Here is a 14,692-nt window from a genome sequence, read left to right as displayed (position 1 = left end):
GGATGAAGTCTTTGCTTGCACTGCCGCTGACGCTGCTGCTGCACGGCCAGCTGGCGTTGCTGGGATTGATATCGCTGACCTGGAACACAATCGCGATGCTGTTGTACCCAGTACTGCCGCGCCCGCGCGGGCGGGCCGTCGGGCGCGCGGGCATTGCCTATGGCTACCGCCTGTTCTGGGGCATCGCCCGCTGCAGCGGCATGCTGCGCATTGACAACCGGGTGCTCGACACGCTGCGCGACGAGCCCGGGCTGATCGTGGTGGCCAACCATCCCAGCATGATCGACGCGCTGGCGCTGGTGGCGCGGCTGCCGCGTAGCGCCTGCATCATGAAGGCGCAGCTAATGCGCAACCTGTTCCTGGGCGCTGGTGCCCGCCTGGCGCGCTACATCCGCAACGACTCGCCGCGCAGCATGGTGCGCCTGGCCATTGAGGACCTGCGTGCCGGCGGCCAGCTCGTGATCTTTCCCGAGGGCACGCGCACCACGCAGCACCCGGTCAACCCCTTCCGTCCGGGCGTGACGCTGATCGCCAAGCTGGCCAATGCGCCAATCCAGACGGTGTTCATCGACACTGACTCGCCCTATCTCGGCAAGGGCTGGCCAATCTGGCGCTTGCCGCCGCTACCCATCGTGTTCACGCTGCGCTTGGGCGAGCGCTTCGCGCCTTCGCCGGACGCCGATGCGCTGCTGCGCCAGCTCGAAGACTATTTCGCCGCAAACGTGAAGCCGCCGGCGTCCCGCAAGCAATGACCTCCAGCACCTTCCCCGCCACCGTGACTACGCCGTCGCGCACGCACCTCGTCCTCATCCCCAGCTACAACACCGGTGCGAAGGTCTATGAAACCGTGCGCGAGGCACGCGCACAGTGGTGTCCGGTGTGGGTAGTGGTGGACGGCAGCAACGACGGCACCGCCGAGGAACTGCAGCGCATGGCACAGGGCGACCCCGGGCTGCGCGTGTGGGTGCTACCGCGCAACCAGGGCAAGGGAGCGGCCGTGCTGCATGGCTTGCAGGCTGCGCAGGCCGCCGGCTTCACGCACGCGCTGACCATGGACGCCGATGGGCAGCATCCCGCGGTGCTGATCCCGGCCTTCATGCAGGCGTCGATGCGACGCCCCGAGGCCATGATCCTGGGCAAGCCGGTGTTCGACGCTAGCGCGCCGCTGCTGCGCGTGCGCGGGCGGCGCATCTCCAACGGCTGGACCGACCTAGAGACGCTGGGCGCCGGGGTGGGCGATTCGCTCTACGGCTTCCGCGTTTACCCGGTGGTGGCGCTGGTGACCGTGATGGCGCGCCAGCCCTGGATGCGGCGCTTCGACTTCGACACCGAGGCCGTGGTGCGCTTGGCTTGGCGCGGTGTCAAGCCCATCAACATCGACGCGCCGGTGAAGTACCTCAAGCCCGAGGAGGGCGGCGTCTCGCACTTCCGCTATGGCCGCGACAACGTGCTGCTGACCTGGATGCACACGCGGCTGGTGCTGGAATTCGTGCTGCGGTTGCCGGTGCTGCTGCTGCGCCGCGGGCTGCGGCGCCCGCCGTTCCAGCCTTGAGTTTCTTTGCACCCGCGGGAGCGCCAATTCCGGGCTTGGCTTCAGTTCATCACGGCCAGGGCACGGGTTTGCGAATCGGCTGCGGTAATTTCCTTCACGCGGTCCTTGCCATCGAAGACCACCTGGAATTCCTGGGTCCGAGACAGCCAGTAGCGCCAGACCTTGGATTCCAGGCCAGGGTTTTCGCTGGTGATGGGATAACCCACGGCCATCAGCACCTGCTCGCGTGTCATGCCCGGAATCAGCCGCGCGGACTGGATGGCTTGGCGCACCTTGCGGGGCATTTTCGCGATTGCGGTGGCGGGGTTATCGGGCACTACGTAGCGCCGGGCAAAGACGCCCATGTCGAGCTCGCGGCTGTAGTCGTTGCCGATGTCCTGCTGGGTGCCCTCAATGCTGACGTGCACCCGGTAGCGCCCGAAACCGGTGGGCGTGACCGGCGTACCCGCCGGGATCATACGAGTGCCGCTGAAGGCATAGTTGATATCGCTGATCCAGTTGCCGTTGGTGCGCATGCTGCAACACAGGTAGCCTGGATCAGGCAGCGACTGTGCAGCGGCAGCCAGCGGTAGCGCGGCCATCAGCAGGGCCACAGTGGCGGTACGGATGGCCATGGTGTCCTCCAAAGAATCGGTGAGGGACGCTCAGCGCTGCGGCTTGCGGATCTCGCCCACCACATCATGGGCGATGGCCTGCAACTGCTTGTCGGTCATGGCCGAGAACACGCCCTGCCAAGCCGTGGAGCTGGTGTTGACGGTCTGCTCGCCGAAGCTACGACCAGTCTTGAGGTCGAGGTAGCGCACGTTGGCATTGACGTAGGCGTTGCCGGTCATGATGCCCAGGCCGTAACGCGCGCCCGTGTTGAGGTAGCGGTAGTCATTGACCTGTACCGCTAGCAGCGTGCCGGCCTCGCCGGTGGGCCGGGGCGTGCCGTCGCCCATCGCGAACGCGATGCCGGCGGCCTCGGCCTCGTTGGCGAAGGCATTGCGCAGCTCGCCCCGGAAGGGCGCCCAGTCGGCCGAGCCGGTCACGGTCGGGGTGCCGCTCACGCTCAGCACGATCTTCTTCGCCGCCTCGGGCGGCACGCGGATGTTGTTGCTGCCGCCCTTGACGACGTTGGCGGCGCAACCGCTCAGCACGAACGCTGCCACTGGCAGCATCCAGATCAGGGCCTTCTTCTTCATGGACGTTCTCCAAGGAAAGTGCGGCTGGATTCTAGGAAGCAGCACTGCACTGCGGAGCCCGTGTTCACTCTTTCGGGCCACGGCCTCCCCCTTCAGAGCGAACTTACTAACGCCTAGCGTTGGACCTCCATGCGCTCAGGTCGTGCAAGCCTCGTTCAGTCCGCGCATTTGGCTCCACTGGGGTCGGCTGTGATGCGGATCAATTCGTTGGCTCCACCACCGAAGACGGAACCGCCAGTGAACGTCAGACAGCCCTCGCCGCTGTAGTGCGCCTGCAACCGAGTGGCGTCGTTGCCAAAGTAGAACGGGATCCAGCGCTTGCCAGTTTCGCTGGTGTGCATGTTGGTGGGGCCGCCGATAAGCTTGGTGACTTCATTGAACTGCATGCCAATTTCCAACTTGGAGAACTTGCTGCCCGCAGCGGCCTTGCCGACCAACTCGCCATCGAAGCGGCCGTCGCGCGACTTGACGATACGCACGTCTGATGGGACACCGGCACTGCTGCCGGTCGCAGGAGCGCCGCCAGGCTGGTTGGCGCAGCCAACCAGTGCAGCCAGCATCCCAACACTGGCAATCATCTTCAGGTTCATGGGCATGTCGCTCGATCCTCAATCAAGTGCGGCCGAAAGGGGCATCATGATTTTACGAACGTTCACCCTCAGGCCGGACGCCCGCAAGCCTCGCCATGTTGTACCGGCGCTGCAGCGTCAAGCCTTGGCAGCCGGCGCCCGAGCACCAACTCGGTGATGACGGTGTTGCAGATCGCCTTCAGCATCAGCAACGTGAACAGCTTGCACCCAACCGCGCTCAGCGCGTGGCCGACGTTGATGATCAACTCCATCAGCGCGCATGTTCCTCAGCACCGCCACGATGTACGCGGCCAGCCGGCAGTCGCCGAGCTTGCCCGGCGTCGCCAGCGCGCTCAGCAGCAGGCACCCGCCCCGGCTCGGCCCGCTGCACAGCAGCCCGCTGTCGATGCGAAGCCCGGTGAAGTTGAAGAAAATGTGCAGAAAGGACACCTGGGGGGAAGCCAGCCACGCGGTCTTTCAAGACCTTCACACAAGCAGCGAAAAGCCCAGGCGGTTGGCGATGGAGTCGGATGCGGCGGCTCCAGCGATGCGACCACCAACACCGCCAGCACCGAGCAGCAGCGTCACTACTCGTTGGGGTACGCGAGGTCGAATCCCAGCCCGATCTGTAACATCAATAGCAGCCCCACCAGCGACAGGAGCAGCATCGGCTGGGACGCGGCGCAGCAGAACACGAGCCCGAACAGCGCCGTTGCGAGCGCACCGGGCAGCGCGGGGCCCAGCAGGATGCCGATGACGACCTTCCCCACTGCCGCCAATCGGCCCCGGCGCTGCGCCAGGCGTCCGCCGGCGCGGGCGGCCAGCACAATGATGTGCCAGCTGCAGCAGCGTGTGCAACAGCAGCTGATCGCAGGTATGGACTTGCGAGGCGCCCCTGTCGTCAGTACATCCCGCCGTTGATGGAGATCACCTGCCCGCTGATGTAGCCGGCCTGCGGGCTGGCCAGGAAGCTCGCCAGCGCCGCCACCTCCTCGGGTGTGCCCGCGCGCTTGGCCGGCACGAGCTGATCGATGGCTGCCTTGTCGAAGGTCTGCTCGGCCATGGGCGAAGCAATGATGCCCGGCGCGATGGCATTGACCGTGACGCCGCGGCTAGCGACCTCGAGCGAGAGCGCGCGCGTGGCACTGTTGAGCGCTCCCTTGGCCGCAGCGTAGTTGACCTGTCCACGGTTACCCGCCAGCGCGGCCACCGAGGATATGTTAAGGATGCGGCCCCAGCGTGTGCGCAGCATGTGTAGCATCAGCGGCTGCGTGACGTGGAAGAAGCCGTGCAGCGAGACGTCGATGACGCGGTGCCACTGCTCGGCGCGCATGCCAGGGAACACCGCGTCGTCGTGCACGCCGGCGTTGTTAACAATGACCTGCACCGGACCGTTGTGCAGCAGCGCCTCGCAGGCGGCGCGTGCGGCTGCTGCGTCGCTGACGTCGAACACCAGCGGCTCGGCGCTGCCGCCAGCGCCGCGGATCTCCTCGGCCAGTCCAGCAACAGCGTCAGGGCGCGAGTGCGCCTGCAGTAGCACGTGCGCGCCATCGCGGGCAAGCTGACGCGCGATGGCGGTGCCCAGCGCACCGCTGGCGCCGGTGACAAGGGCGCGTTTGCCAGCCAGGGTCATGAGATTTCCTTCGTTCAGGACAGGGAAAGCGGCGTGTCCAGCACCACGGCGGCGCGGCCCTCGGCCACGAGGGCGCCATCGCTGCTCACCCGGAATTGATAAAGCACCTGCGAGCCGGCTCCGGCCAAACGCCAGACCTGGACCTCCAGGTCGCCCGGCAGCAGGTCCAGCCGCGCGGTGTGCAAACGCACGTCGCGCACGCTGGCCAGGAAGCCCGGGCGCGGACCGGCTTCGGGCGGCGCCACCAGCGCGCCGTGCACCGCCATAGCCTGCGCGGCGTACTCGATGGCGCAGGGGCTCAGCAGACCGCTGGCGCTGCGCAGGGGATTGTCGGCATCGCGATGGCTGCCGGTGGTGCAGGTCACGCCATCCGCGTCCCACTCGCGCACGCGGTCGAGCACGCACATGCGGTCCTGGTGGGGGATGCGCGCGGCGATGTCGGCGCGTTCCAGCATGGCCGGCACCGTCACACCGGCTCCACGCCGACCGTCAGCGACAGGCCGTCCAAGTACTCCAGCACGCAGGGTCGCACCGCGCCGCGTGCCATGCGCTGCAGTAGCGGCAGAGCGCGCGCGGCCGGAATGCCCAGGCGCAGCGCCTCCAGCCCGGCATGGGCGCAGCTCTCGGGCGTCGCGTCGCCGAGCCCGATGTGCAGGCGCAGCAGCGGCGTATCGCCGGGCACCGTGTCCAGCAGCAGCGCCACGCCCATGGCGTCCGCCAGCGGGCGCACGGCCTGCAGCGGCTGCGGGTAGGGGGCGTCGCTGGCCACCAGCAGCACTGGCCGCTGGTCAATCAGGCTCTGGCTGGCGGCCTCCAGCAGCCCGGCGCCAAAGCTGGCGTCATGTGCGCACAGGCTGGTGGAGGGCGCGCGCGACGCAGTGGCGATGTGCCAATAGCCCGCGGGCGCGTTGTGCACGGAGTTCGTGAAGCGCGTGGGCGACACCGCGCGCTGCGGCGTTGCCAGCGTCTCGCACAGCGCGTGGCAGTTGGCGCCGTCGCCGGTGGAGGCGCTGAACACTGTGGCCACGTCCCGCGAGTCGAGCCCCGCCTGCGTGCAGGCCTGGTCGGCCACGGCGACACCTACCTTGACGATGGTTCCCGCGCGCCGGCGTTCTGCCGGCGGCAGCCGTGACGGCGCGGGCACTACCGTGGGCGCCGACACCCAGCGCAACGGGTCGGCCAACAGTTCGCGGCCGGTGGCCCAGTCGCGCAAACCGGGGCCGAGCAGGCCAACGCCACGCACCCAGCAACTCAGCACACCGCCGCTCATCGCGCCGCACCCAGCAAGAGGCAGGCGTTGGAGCCGCCAAATCCGAAGGAATTGCTCGCCACCACCGACGGCGCCGCCTCATGGTTTGCACCCAGGTAGTGGCACTGCAGGGCCGGGTCGGGGGTGTGCCGGTTCAGGCCGCCGGGCATGAAACCGTGCCGCAGCGCGAGCATGCAAATCACCGCCTCCAGGGCGCCGGCCGCGCCCAGGGTGTGGCCGGTGGCGCCCTTGGTTGAGCTGCAGGGCAGCCCGGTGCCGAACACTGCGCGGACCGCGGCGTCCTCGGCGGCGTCGTTGTTGGGCGTGGCCGTACCATGTAGGTTGACGTAGTCCACTGCCTCGGGCTGCAGTCCGGCCTGGGCCAGCGCGCCGCGCATCGCAGCAATGGCGCCCAGCCCCTCCGGGTGCGGGCTGCTCATGTGGTGGCCGTCGCTGCTCTCGCCCGTGCCCAGCAGCCAGGCGGCGGGGGCGTCGGACTCGCGCTCCAGCAGCGCAAAGGCGGCCGCCTCGCCGATGGACAGGCCGTGCCGCCCGGCGTCCCAGGGCCGGCAGGCTTCCCGCGACAGCAGCTCCAGTGAGTTGAAGCCGTGGAGAGTGGTCAAACACAGGCTGTCTACGCCGCCGACCACGGCCGCGTCGATCAGCCCCAGCGCGATCATGCGCTGCGCGGTGGCGAACACCTTGGCGCTGGAAGAGCAGGCGGTGGAGACCGCAAAGCCGGGTCCCTGCAGTCCCAGCACGCGGCGCGCGAAGCCCGCCACCGAGTCGGTGCTGTGGGTCTGCGCGTAATGGAAGTCCGGGGGCAGCGCGCCCGTGTCCGGGTCGCGGTGGCGGTAGGCGATCTCGGTCTCCAGGATGGCAGAGGTGCTGGTGCCCAGAAACAGGCCCACACGGCGCGTACCCCAGCGCTGCACGGCCTGCGCCACGCTGTCGGCGAACCCGTCGGCACGCAGCCCAAGCCATGCCAAGCGGTTGTTGCGGCATTCCCACTCGGCCAGCTCCGTCGGCAGCAGCGCGTCGTCCAGGCCTTCAACCTGGCCGATCCAGGTCTCCAGCTCGACAGTCTCGAAGCGCCGGGGCGCCAGGCCGCCACGGCCGGCACGCAGCGTGGACAGCATCGCATCGCGGCCCACGCCCAGCGCGCTGGCGGCGGTGAAATCGCTGATTGGCAGGGGATTCATTGCAGGTCTCCGGCCAGCAGCACGTTGGCGAAGGGAGTGCCCCGGCTCATCGGTACCGGCTGCACGCTGAAGCCCAGGCGCTGCAGCAGCGCGATCCACTCGGACAGCGGGCGGCCCCAGGTCGGCGGCATGCGGTGGCCGCGCACCACGGTCACCACGCGGTCCACCCACTGGCTGACGGCGAAGCCGCGCCGGCTGGATGCGTCGCCCACGCGCAGCAGCAACCGCCCGTGCGGGCGCAGCGCGTCGCGCACGCGCTCTAGCACCCCCTGCTGCGCGGCATGGTCCACGTAATGCAGCACGTCCAGGATCACGGCCACGTCGCAGGTGGGCAGCTCGGCGCGGCACATGTCGCCGCAGACGAAGCGTGGCGCCGTGGGCAATTGGCCCAGCGCGGCCTGGGCGCGCGCCACGTCGCGCGGCATCAGCTCGATGCCGGTGTAGCGGGCGCCTGCGGGTGCGGCCGGCCAGGACGCAGGCCAAGCGCCGCGGGCGTGCGCGACGTCGATGGCCGCCAGCAGGCTGGCCAGCAGGCCCTGCCCGCAGCCGATGTCGAGCACGCGCGCGCGCGGCAGCAGGTCGCCGCGCTCGAGCAGGCCGCGGAACACCGGGTCCCGGCCGAGCTTGCCGCGCGCGAAATGCCAAGCGAAGCGGCCCGCCGAGCGGTAGGGCGCACAGGCGGCGCGGTGCAGTGCCTGCCAGGCCGCGTCGCCGCCCATCGGCGCGGAGGAGAGAAGGGATGTGGTCATGAGCCAGCGGAAATCAGGAAGGACGGGACGCGTCGGCGTGCAACAGCGAGGCGTTGGCGGAAGAGGGCGTGGGCGGATCGGCACGCAGGGCCTGCGGCAGCGTCACGCAGCGCAGCCCGGCCTTGTGGCAGCGCTCCAGCAGCGGCGGCAGCACCTCCAGCACCACCGGACGGGCCTGCGCGGTGCGCGCGGCGTTGCCGTCGTGCAGCAGCAAGATGTCGCCGGCCGCCAAGCCGCGCACGAGGCGCTGCAGCACGCGCGCGGGGTCGCGCTCGCGGGTGTCGAAGCCGCGTCGCGTCCAGCTCGCCAAGCGCAGCCCGAGCCGGTGCAGCACCGGGTCCAGGAAGGGATTGCGCAGTCCGGCCGGGGCGCGGAAGCAGGTGGGGCGTTCGCCGCTGAGCTCGGTCAGTGTCTGCTGTGCGTGCTTGATCTCGCGCAGGAAGCCACGCGGGCCCAGCAGCGAGAAGTTGTGGCGGTGCACGTCGCTGTGGTTCTGCACGCTGTGGCCGCGCGCCACGATCTCGCGCACCAGCGCCGGGTGCCGACGCGCCTGCCGCGCTATGCAGAAGAAGGTGGCGCGCGCGCCGTAGCGCTCCAGCAGATCCAGCACGGCCGGGGTGACAACCGGGTCGGGGCCGTCGTCGATGGTCAGCGCCACTTCGCCTCGCGCGGCGCTGGCCGGCGGCAGCCGCACTAGGTTCGGCCCCAGCCAGCGGCTGCGCGGCCACAGCCCCGCGGCCGTGAGCGCGGCGTGGTTGAGCACCAGGGCACTCAGGCTCCAGCCCGCCCATTCGGGTCGCAGCAGCAGCGCACCCGCGGCTGCCGCATGCAGGCCGAAGGTGACGCGCAGCAGTGGCGGCATCGACCAGGGCGTGGTGGATGAGAAGGTCATGCGGGGAAGGACAACAAGAGCGGGTGCGCCGGCGGCGGCCACAGGCCGCGGGATTTTCCCATAGGCGCCCCGCGCGCCTTAGCGCCGCGGCGCAAAGGCCGAGCACAGTACCAGCGCCAGCAGCACGCCCGGCGCCACGACGCGGCCGATGGCCGACAACGCAGGAATCTGCGACAGCGCAATCAGCCCGAAGCCGCACACCGCAGTCAAGTTGGCCAGCAGCAGCGAGGCCAGCGTGTCGGCCTGCCGCTCGTCGGGTGCCGTGCCGGTTACCGCCATAGGCCACTGCACGAAGAACAGGGCGTAGTTCGAACCCACCGCCACCACCAACAAGAGCCCCACGAGGTGCAGGATGCCCAGCGGCACCCCGAGCGCGACAAAGCCGCCCAGCGTGATCAGCACCGACAGTGCCAGCGGCAGGCAGGCCGTCCACAGCCGGCGCCGCGAGCGCAGCTGCCACCCCAGCAGCACCACCACCGCGGCCACGCCCAGCAGCGCCTGGGCCAGCGCCTCATGCAGGTAGCGCGCGTACAGGCCATCGAGCTCCTGCTTGATGTCCAGCACCGTCACCTCGCCCGGCAGCCCCTGCAGCGCGGCCTGCACGCGCGGCGCGTCGACGCCGACATCGGCTTGGGAGCCCGGTGGCTGCAACGGCAGCAGCGCGGTCCAGCCACCATCGGCGCGGCGGATCAGCAGCGCCTCCACCACTGCCTTCAGCGGCGTGCCGGCAAGCGTCTCCACCGTCAGTGGTGGCAGCGTGCGCGCGGCCTGGACTTCCGCCAGGAAGGGCTCCAGCGAGCGCTGCGCCAGAGGCGTGCCGCGCACGGCTTGGGCCAGACTCTCCCGCAGCGCCTGGGCCTCGGGCAGCGCGGCCTGGCGCTGCTGCTGGGTGGTCAGGCTGGGCAGCACGCGGGTAGGCGCCTCGTAGCCGCCGATGACGCCCTTTTCGACCAGCGTCTCCAGCCGCGCCGCGGCGGCCTCGGCGCCGCGCAGCGCGGCCTGCAGGTCGGCGCCGCTGGCCACGACCAGAGTGCGGGCGTCGCTGGCGCCGAGGTCCGCGCGCAGCGAGGCGTCCAGTTGCTGCGCGGCGGTGGGCACCGGGCTGAGCGAGGCCAGGTCGCCGCGCCAGGGCGACTCGCCCGGCCATGCCAGCAGCAGCGCGGCCACGCTGCCCAGCAGCCAAGCCGGGCCCCGGGCGCGGCCCAGAGCGCGCACGGCACGCAGGGTCCAGCGGCCCAGCGGCTGCAGCCGGCCCGCGCCCGTGGCCCCGGCCGGCACCAGCACAGGCAGCACCCAGCGCGTGGTCAGCGCCGCCGCCGCAAGACCCGCCACGGAGAACACGCCCAATTGCGCCAGCCCCGGAAAGCCTGAAAACACCAACGCCGCGAAGCCGCACACCGAGGTCAGCAGGCCCAGGCGTACCGTCGGCCACGCGTGGTCGCGCCAGCGGCGCCAGCCGCCGTCGCGGGCCTGGATCAGGTAGTACAGGGCGTAGTCCACCGCCTCGCCGATGAGCGTGCTGCCGAACCCCAGGGTGATGCCGTGCACGGTGCCGAAGCCCAGCGCCACCGCCACGATGCCTGCAGCCACGCCGCTGGCCACTGGCAGCAGCGCCACGGCCAGCGCGCGCAGCGAGGCGAAGGCCGCAAGCAGCAGGCCGCCGATGACCACCAGCCCGGTAATGGCGATGACGATCACCTCGTGTTGGATGCGCGCGCGGCTGTCCACCGCGAACAGCGGTGCACCGCTGAGCTGCAGCACCAATCCACGCGCGGACTGCGGGGCGAAGGCCGCGCGCACGGCATCGATGGCGGCGGCCTGTGCATCCAGGTCGTCGCCCGGAGCCTCCAGGGTTAGCAGCAGCAGGGCGCGCGGCTCGGTGCGCGACACCCACACGCCGTTCTCCAGGCGCGGCGCCTGCGCCGGGATCAGAGCCTCGGCGATGCGCTGCACCTCGCCGGTGGGATCACGCTCCAGCAGCCGCTTCACGGCGGCGCCGGCGGGCGTACCCAGCAGGGAGAGCGTCTCGTCGATGGCGTCGCGCAGCCCCTCTACCGTAAAGCGCTGGGTGTCCACGGCCGGACTGAGTTGGTAACGGTGGCGCAGCAGCAGCTCGCCGGCCGCGGTCCAGTCGCCGCGCTCGCCGTTGTGCACCTGGTCGAAGCGGGCATCGGCGCGCAGGGTGGCCGCCAGCGCGCGCGAGGCTGCGGCGCGATCGGCGGCGCTGCCGCCGGTGACGCCTACCAGCAGCGTGCGCGAGGCCACGCCGCTGCGCAGCTGGTCGATGAGCACGCGCTGCTGCGCGCTGGGACTGACCGGCAGGAAGGCTGAGAGGTCGGCCGTGAAGCGCGCGCGCTCAATCAGCAGCACGCACAGCGCCATCAGCAGCAGCCACAGCAGCAGGACCGTGCGGCCGCGGCGCGGCGGTGCGACGACAGGGCAGGCGGAGCTCACCGGGCCGGTGCAGAGGCCCCGGTGCCGCGCACCGGCTCGATCGTGATCACCGTGCGGTCGCCATCGAGCAGTTGCGTCTCGATGCTGCGCACCTCGTCACGCAGGCCGATGATGCGCACGAAGCGCAGCTGCCCGGCGGCGCTGGCCGACAGCGGCGTGAGATCCAGCATCCAGCGCTCCAGGCTGCCCTGCAGGCTGGTGCGGAAATGGCGCTGCAGCGCCTGGGTGTTGCCGGTAAGCGTGCCGCGCATGGCCTCCACCGCCACCAGCGCTTCTGGAGCGGCATCCAGGGCCAGCGTGCGCGTGCGCCCGCCGCGGCTGAGCGTGACGGTGTTGCCCTCGACCACCATGGACTCGGTGCGCGGCTCGAGCGTGCGGCGCTCGAAGCGCGGCGGCGTGGCAGTGAAGCTCAGCGTGCCGCTGGCCAGCAGCGGCTCGTCGAAGCCCTTGACGAAGCGCTGCTCGGAAAAGCGCGCCTGCCCGCTGGTGTGGCGGCCCAGCAGCGCCATCAGCTCGTTGAGATCCAGCGCTAGCGCGGGCAGGCTGCAGCCGGCCAGCAGCAGCACGAGCAGGCCGCGCCTAGTCCTCATGCCAGAAGTCATGGAAGTTGAACCAGTTGTAGGGGTGCTCGCGGCACAGCGACTCGAGTCGTGCGACGTAACTGCACACGGCGCTGCGGATGCGGCGCTCGCGCTCGGCGCCGTCGCAGCGCTGGGTGAAGTCGGCCAGCGGCTCGAAGCGCACCTCGTAGCGGTTGCCGCCCAGGTACAGCCCGGCCATGAAGATGACACGCCGGCGCAGCAGCGCGGCGAGCCGGAATGGCCCGTCGGTGAACACCGCCTCGCGGCCCAGGAATGAGAGGTGCAGCTCCTTGCCCTGCTGCGAGGCGTCACGCAGCACGCGGTCGCCCAGCATGCCGGCCAGGCCGCTACTGTCGAGCCAGTCGCGCACAGCCAGCATCGAATTCATGCGGCCCAGCGCAATGATCTCGGGCTTGGCGTCGGGAGCGACGGCGTCAAGCGCGGCGTTGATCTTCCGGGCGTTGTCGGGGTACATGACCATCGCCACCCGAAGGCTGCCCTGAGCGCTACCGGCCGCGCGCAGCACCTCGAAGCTACCCAGGTGCGCACCGACCAGGAAGGCGCCGCCACCCGACGCCATGGCCTGGTCGATCACCTCGACGCCCCGCAGCCGCAGATTGAACAGGTCGAGCCGGCCGCGCAGCAGGTAGACGCGGTCCAGGATGGTGGCGGCGAAGCTGTGCAGGTGGCGGTAGGCGTCGGCCCAGCGTGCTGGGCGGCCCAGCGCACGGCCCAGGTAGCGCAGCGAATGCCGGCGTGCCGTGGGCGCGAAGAGCAGGAAGTACAGCGCGATGGGATGCAGTACGGCGCGCGCCACGCGGCGCCCGCACCGCATGGCGATCCAGCACATGAGCCGCAGCGCCAGCATGTTGCTGCGCTCGGGCGCCCGGGCCCAAGTGGCGGGCGCGGTCCCCGGTGCGTCGCCGCTCATGGCGTGCTCCAGGCAATCTGGCCGCTGGCGGCGACTTTGTCGTGGCAATGCACCTCGAAGCGGGCGCGCCCGGCCTCGCACTGCAGCTCGACCCGGATCTCGTCGCCAGGACGCACCGGGCAGAGGAATTTCACGTTCCGCATCTCGCAGGCCTCGCCGGCCGGGACAGGCAGGTCGGTGCCGTGGAGAACCTCCATTACCTCGGCCAGCAGCAGCACGCCGGGCAGCAGGGGCTGGCCCGGGAAATGGCCGGCAAAGCTCGGATGGTCTGCCGCGATGCGGCGCACCACGCTGCGGGACGTCGTCATGAGGCGGGAGGAGACAGGTGCTCGCGCGCGAGCTGGCGCAGCGACTGCGCGGTGAGCTTGCCGGTAGTCTCGCGCGGCAGCCGGGGCAGGTGCACGATGCGCCGCGGCACGAACACGGCCTCGATGCGCGCGCGCAGCGCGGCGGCGATGTCGCGCGCGCTCAGGGCGGGCGCGACCACGAACGCCACCGGGCGCGCCACGCCATCGGCCACCTCGTCAGGCACCCAGAAGGCACCATCTTCCACGCCCTCAATGCTGTTGAGGTGGAAGTTCAGGTGCCCCAGCGAGCTGCGCTTGCCCGCGACGTGGATCAGGTCATTGGCGCGGCCCAGCAGCCGGAAGTGCTCGGCGTCCTGCAACTCCAGGATGTCGGCCAGCAGCGTGGGCTTGGTGACATGGCCGCCCTGCACGCTGTAGCGCTCGCCTTCGTGCTCTTGCTCGTGCTGGCCAGGCAGCCGCGTGATGCGCAGGCCGTCGAAGGTGTGCCAGAGGTCGCTACGCGCGGTACAGCGCGTAGCGACCTGGCCGGCCTCGGTGCAGCCGTAGATCTCTACCAGTACGGCGCCACAGCGGCGTTCGGTCTCCTGGGCAAGCTGGGGCGACAGCGGCGCGGTGGCGCTGAGCACCAGGTCCACCGCGGGCAGCTCCACGCCCGAGCGCAGCAGCGTCTTGAGATGGAAAGGGGTGGTGACCAGCGCGCGCGGGTGCGGCAGCCGCTGCAGCGCGGTGGCGATGTCGGCAGGGTAGAAGGGCCGGCCGGCATCGAAGGCGGCACCACCCTGCAGCGCCAGCAGCACGCTCGACTCGAAACCGTAGCTATGCTGCGGCGGCACGGTGGCGACGATGTTCAGGCCGTCCAGGCCCGGCCGCTGCAGCAGCGCCGCCAGCCGCCGGGTTTCCTGGACGGCGTTGCGCACCAGCGTGCCCCAGTGCTTCAGATGGGGCTGCGGAACCCCGGTCGAGCCGGACGTAAGCAGGCAGGCGGCCGGCAGCTCCGGCGCCAGGGTGACGGTTTCGGCAGGGGTGTCCTGCCCCGCGTCGGTGACGGGCACGATGTCCAAGCCGGCGAGGCCCTGCACCGAGGGCTCGTCGGCCAGAGCCCACAGCAGCGGGTGCTGCGGGCGCAACTGGTCGATGGTCTGCGCCATCGCGTTGGGCGGGAACAGCGAGACATGGCCACGCAGCAGCGTGGCGCCGAAAGCGACGCTGAAGTGGTAGCGATCCACGCACAGGTTCAGCGCCGCGCCCTGCGCGGGCAGCCGCTCTGCCTGCTGCGCCACGTCGCGCAGGAACTGGCGTGCGCTGACCGGGACGCCGCCGCGCCAGGCCAGAGGCGTATCGAGGTCGCGCGCGGAGAGAAGGGGGAGCACGGGCGTTGGAGAAGATGG

General features: G+C 70.5%; 18 protein-coding genes. 2 read left to right on the top strand and 16 right to left on the bottom strand.

Annotated elements, in window-relative coordinates:
* The first annotated feature begins 2 nt into the window (after window positions 1-2).
* Both FJ694_RS26490 and FJ694_RS26485 read left to right on the top strand, forming a co-directional pair.
* A complete protein-coding gene (locus FJ694_RS26490; protein ID WP_157270464.1) occupies window positions 3-752 on the top strand; it encodes a lysophospholipid acyltransferase family protein in 750 nt (249 codons plus the stop codon).
* The gene (locus tag FJ694_RS26485) at window positions 749-1,552 is read left to right on the top strand and encodes a glycosyltransferase family 2 protein (protein WP_232540233.1); all 804 of its coding nucleotides are present in this window, start codon (window positions 749-751) and stop codon (window positions 1,550-1,552) included. Before FJ694_RS26490 ends, FJ694_RS26485 begins: the two co-directional genes overlap by 4 nt.
* A gap of 41 nt (window positions 1,553-1,593) precedes the next feature.
* Here FJ694_RS26485 and bamE read toward each other — a convergent pair whose 3' ends face one another.
* The 16 genes from bamE to FJ694_RS26410 all read right to left on the bottom strand — a co-directional run bounded on the left by bamE (window position 1,594) and on the right by FJ694_RS26410 (window position 14,674).
* Window positions 1,594-2,166: an outer membrane protein assembly factor BamE domain-containing protein gene (bamE, locus tag FJ694_RS26480; RefSeq protein WP_157270462.1), complete on the bottom strand. Its 573-nt coding sequence runs from the start codon at window positions 2,164-2,166 to the stop codon at window positions 1,594-1,596.
* Window positions 2,167-2,196: 30 nt separating this feature from the next.
* The gene (locus FJ694_RS26475) at window positions 2,197-2,736 is read right to left on the bottom strand and encodes a DUF4410 domain-containing protein (protein ID WP_157270461.1); all 540 of its coding nucleotides are present in this window, start codon (window positions 2,734-2,736) and stop codon (window positions 2,197-2,199) included.
* Between the two features lie 155 nt (window positions 2,737-2,891).
* Complete coding sequence (locus FJ694_RS26470; protein WP_232540232.1) at window positions 2,892-3,332, bottom strand: hypothetical protein; 441 nt, start codon at window positions 3,330-3,332, stop codon at window positions 2,892-2,894.
* A gap of 62 nt (window positions 3,333-3,394) precedes the next feature.
* On the bottom strand, window positions 3,395-3,577 hold the full coding sequence (locus tag FJ694_RS26465; RefSeq protein ID WP_157270459.1) for a hypothetical protein: 183 nt from the start codon (window positions 3,575-3,577) through the stop codon (window positions 3,395-3,397).
* Between the two features lie 315 nt (window positions 3,578-3,892).
* Window positions 3,893-4,132 (bottom strand): hypothetical protein, encoded by a 240-nt coding sequence (locus FJ694_RS26460; protein WP_157270457.1) that lies wholly within the window; start codon window positions 4,130-4,132, stop codon window positions 3,893-3,895.
* Window positions 4,133-4,206: 74 nt separating this feature from the next.
* The gene (gene fabG / locus FJ694_RS26455) at window positions 4,207-4,938 is read right to left on the bottom strand and encodes a 3-oxoacyl-ACP reductase FabG (RefSeq protein WP_157270455.1); all 732 of its coding nucleotides are present in this window, start codon (window positions 4,936-4,938) and stop codon (window positions 4,207-4,209) included.
* 14 nt (window positions 4,939-4,952) lie between these two features.
* On the bottom strand, window positions 4,953-5,393 hold the full coding sequence (locus FJ694_RS26450; RefSeq protein WP_157270453.1) for a hotdog family protein: 441 nt from the start codon (window positions 5,391-5,393) through the stop codon (window positions 4,953-4,955).
* An 11-nt stretch (window positions 5,394-5,404) separates the two neighbouring features.
* The gene (locus tag FJ694_RS26445) at window positions 5,405-6,181 is read right to left on the bottom strand and encodes a beta-ketoacyl synthase chain length factor (protein ID WP_232540231.1); all 777 of its coding nucleotides are present in this window, start codon (window positions 6,179-6,181) and stop codon (window positions 5,405-5,407) included.
* A 23-nt stretch (window positions 6,182-6,204) separates the two neighbouring features.
* Window positions 6,205-7,389 (bottom strand): beta-ketoacyl-[acyl-carrier-protein] synthase family protein, encoded by a 1,185-nt coding sequence (locus tag FJ694_RS26440; RefSeq protein WP_157270449.1) that lies wholly within the window; start codon window positions 7,387-7,389, stop codon window positions 6,205-6,207.
* Window positions 7,386-8,138 carry a class I SAM-dependent methyltransferase gene (locus FJ694_RS26435; RefSeq protein ID WP_157270447.1) on the bottom strand — a complete coding sequence of 251 codons (753 nt, stop codon included), beginning with the start codon at window positions 8,136-8,138 and terminating at the stop codon, window positions 7,386-7,388. Before FJ694_RS26435 ends, FJ694_RS26440 begins: the two co-directional genes overlap by 4 nt.
* Before the next feature lie 13 nt (window positions 8,139-8,151).
* A complete protein-coding gene (locus tag FJ694_RS26430) occupies window positions 8,152-9,030 on the bottom strand; it encodes a polysaccharide deacetylase family protein (RefSeq protein WP_157270445.1) in 879 nt (292 codons plus the stop codon).
* Window positions 9,031-9,108: 78 nt separating this feature from the next.
* The gene (locus tag FJ694_RS26425; RefSeq protein ID WP_310735068.1) at window positions 9,109-11,484 is read right to left on the bottom strand and encodes an MMPL family transporter; all 2,376 of its coding nucleotides are present in this window, start codon (window positions 11,482-11,484) and stop codon (window positions 9,109-9,111) included.
* Complete coding sequence (locus tag FJ694_RS26420; RefSeq protein WP_198321007.1) at window positions 11,481-12,074, bottom strand: LolA family protein; 594 nt, start codon at window positions 12,072-12,074, stop codon at window positions 11,481-11,483. The genes FJ694_RS26425 and FJ694_RS26420 overlap by 4 nt, the downstream gene beginning before the upstream one ends.
* Entirely contained in the window at window positions 12,064-12,996 is a 933-nt protein-coding gene (locus FJ694_RS26415; protein WP_157270441.1) for a lysophospholipid acyltransferase family protein, read from the bottom strand. The genes FJ694_RS26420 and FJ694_RS26415 overlap by 11 nt, the downstream gene beginning before the upstream one ends.
* The gene (locus FJ694_RS37350; protein WP_232540230.1) at window positions 12,993-13,304 is read right to left on the bottom strand and encodes a 3-hydroxyacyl-ACP dehydratase FabZ family protein; all 312 of its coding nucleotides are present in this window, start codon (window positions 13,302-13,304) and stop codon (window positions 12,993-12,995) included. Before FJ694_RS37350 ends, FJ694_RS26415 begins: the two co-directional genes overlap by 4 nt.
* Entirely contained in the window at window positions 13,301-14,674 is a 1,374-nt protein-coding gene (locus FJ694_RS26410; RefSeq protein ID WP_232540229.1) for an AMP-binding protein, read from the bottom strand. Before FJ694_RS26410 ends, FJ694_RS37350 begins: the two co-directional genes overlap by 4 nt.
* Between the last annotated feature and the right edge of the window lie 18 nt (window positions 14,675-14,692).

Source organism: Azohydromonas aeria, assembly GCF_009760915.1.
GTDB classification, from domain to species: Bacteria; Pseudomonadota; Gammaproteobacteria; order Burkholderiales; family Burkholderiaceae_C; genus Azohydromonas; species Azohydromonas aeria.
This window is presented reverse-complemented; position numbering and strand designations above follow the sequence as displayed.

Bases quoted from the DNA above. Each gene is read 5' to 3' on its own strand.
- FJ694_RS26490 (WP_157270464.1), top strand. From the start codon at position 3: ATGAAGTCTTTGCTTGCACTGCCGCTGACGCTGCTGCTGCACGGCCAG.
- FJ694_RS26485 (WP_232540233.1), top strand. From the start codon at position 749: ATGACCTCCAGCACCTTCCCCGCCACCGTGACTACGCCGTCGCGCACG.
- bamE (WP_157270462.1), bottom strand. From the start codon at position 2,166: ATGGCCATCCGTACCGCCACTGTGGCCCTGCTGATGGCCGCGCTACCG.
- FJ694_RS26475 (WP_157270461.1), bottom strand. From the start codon at position 2,736: ATGAAGAAGAAGGCCCTGATCTGGATGCTGCCAGTGGCAGCGTTCGTG.
- FJ694_RS26470 (WP_232540232.1), bottom strand. From the start codon at position 3,332: ATGCCCATGAACCTGAAGATGATTGCCAGTGTTGGGATGCTGGCTGCA.
- FJ694_RS26465 (WP_157270459.1), bottom strand. From the start codon at position 3,577: ATGGAGTTGATCATCAACGTCGGCCACGCGCTGAGCGCGGTTGGGTGC.
- fabG (WP_157270455.1), bottom strand. From the start codon at position 4,938: ATGACCCTGGCTGGCAAACGCGCCCTTGTCACCGGCGCCAGCGGTGCG.
- FJ694_RS26450 (WP_157270453.1), bottom strand. From the start codon at position 5,393: ATGCTGGAACGCGCCGACATCGCCGCGCGCATCCCCCACCAGGACCGC.
- FJ694_RS26440 (WP_157270449.1), bottom strand. From the start codon at position 7,389: ATGAATCCCCTGCCAATCAGCGATTTCACCGCCGCCAGCGCGCTGGGC.
- FJ694_RS26435 (WP_157270447.1), bottom strand. From the start codon at position 8,138: ATGACCACATCCCTTCTCTCCTCCGCGCCGATGGGCGGCGACGCGGCC.
- FJ694_RS26430 (WP_157270445.1), bottom strand. From the start codon at position 9,030: ATGACCTTCTCATCCACCACGCCCTGGTCGATGCCGCCACTGCTGCGC.
- FJ694_RS26420 (WP_198321007.1), bottom strand. From the start codon at position 12,074: ATGAGGACTAGGCGCGGCCTGCTCGTGCTGCTGCTGGCCGGCTGCAGC.
- FJ694_RS26415 (WP_157270441.1), bottom strand. From the start codon at position 12,996: ATGAGCGGCGACGCACCGGGGACCGCGCCCGCCACTTGGGCCCGGGCG.
- FJ694_RS37350 (WP_232540230.1), bottom strand. From the start codon at position 13,304: ATGACGACGTCCCGCAGCGTGGTGCGCCGCATCGCGGCAGACCATCCG.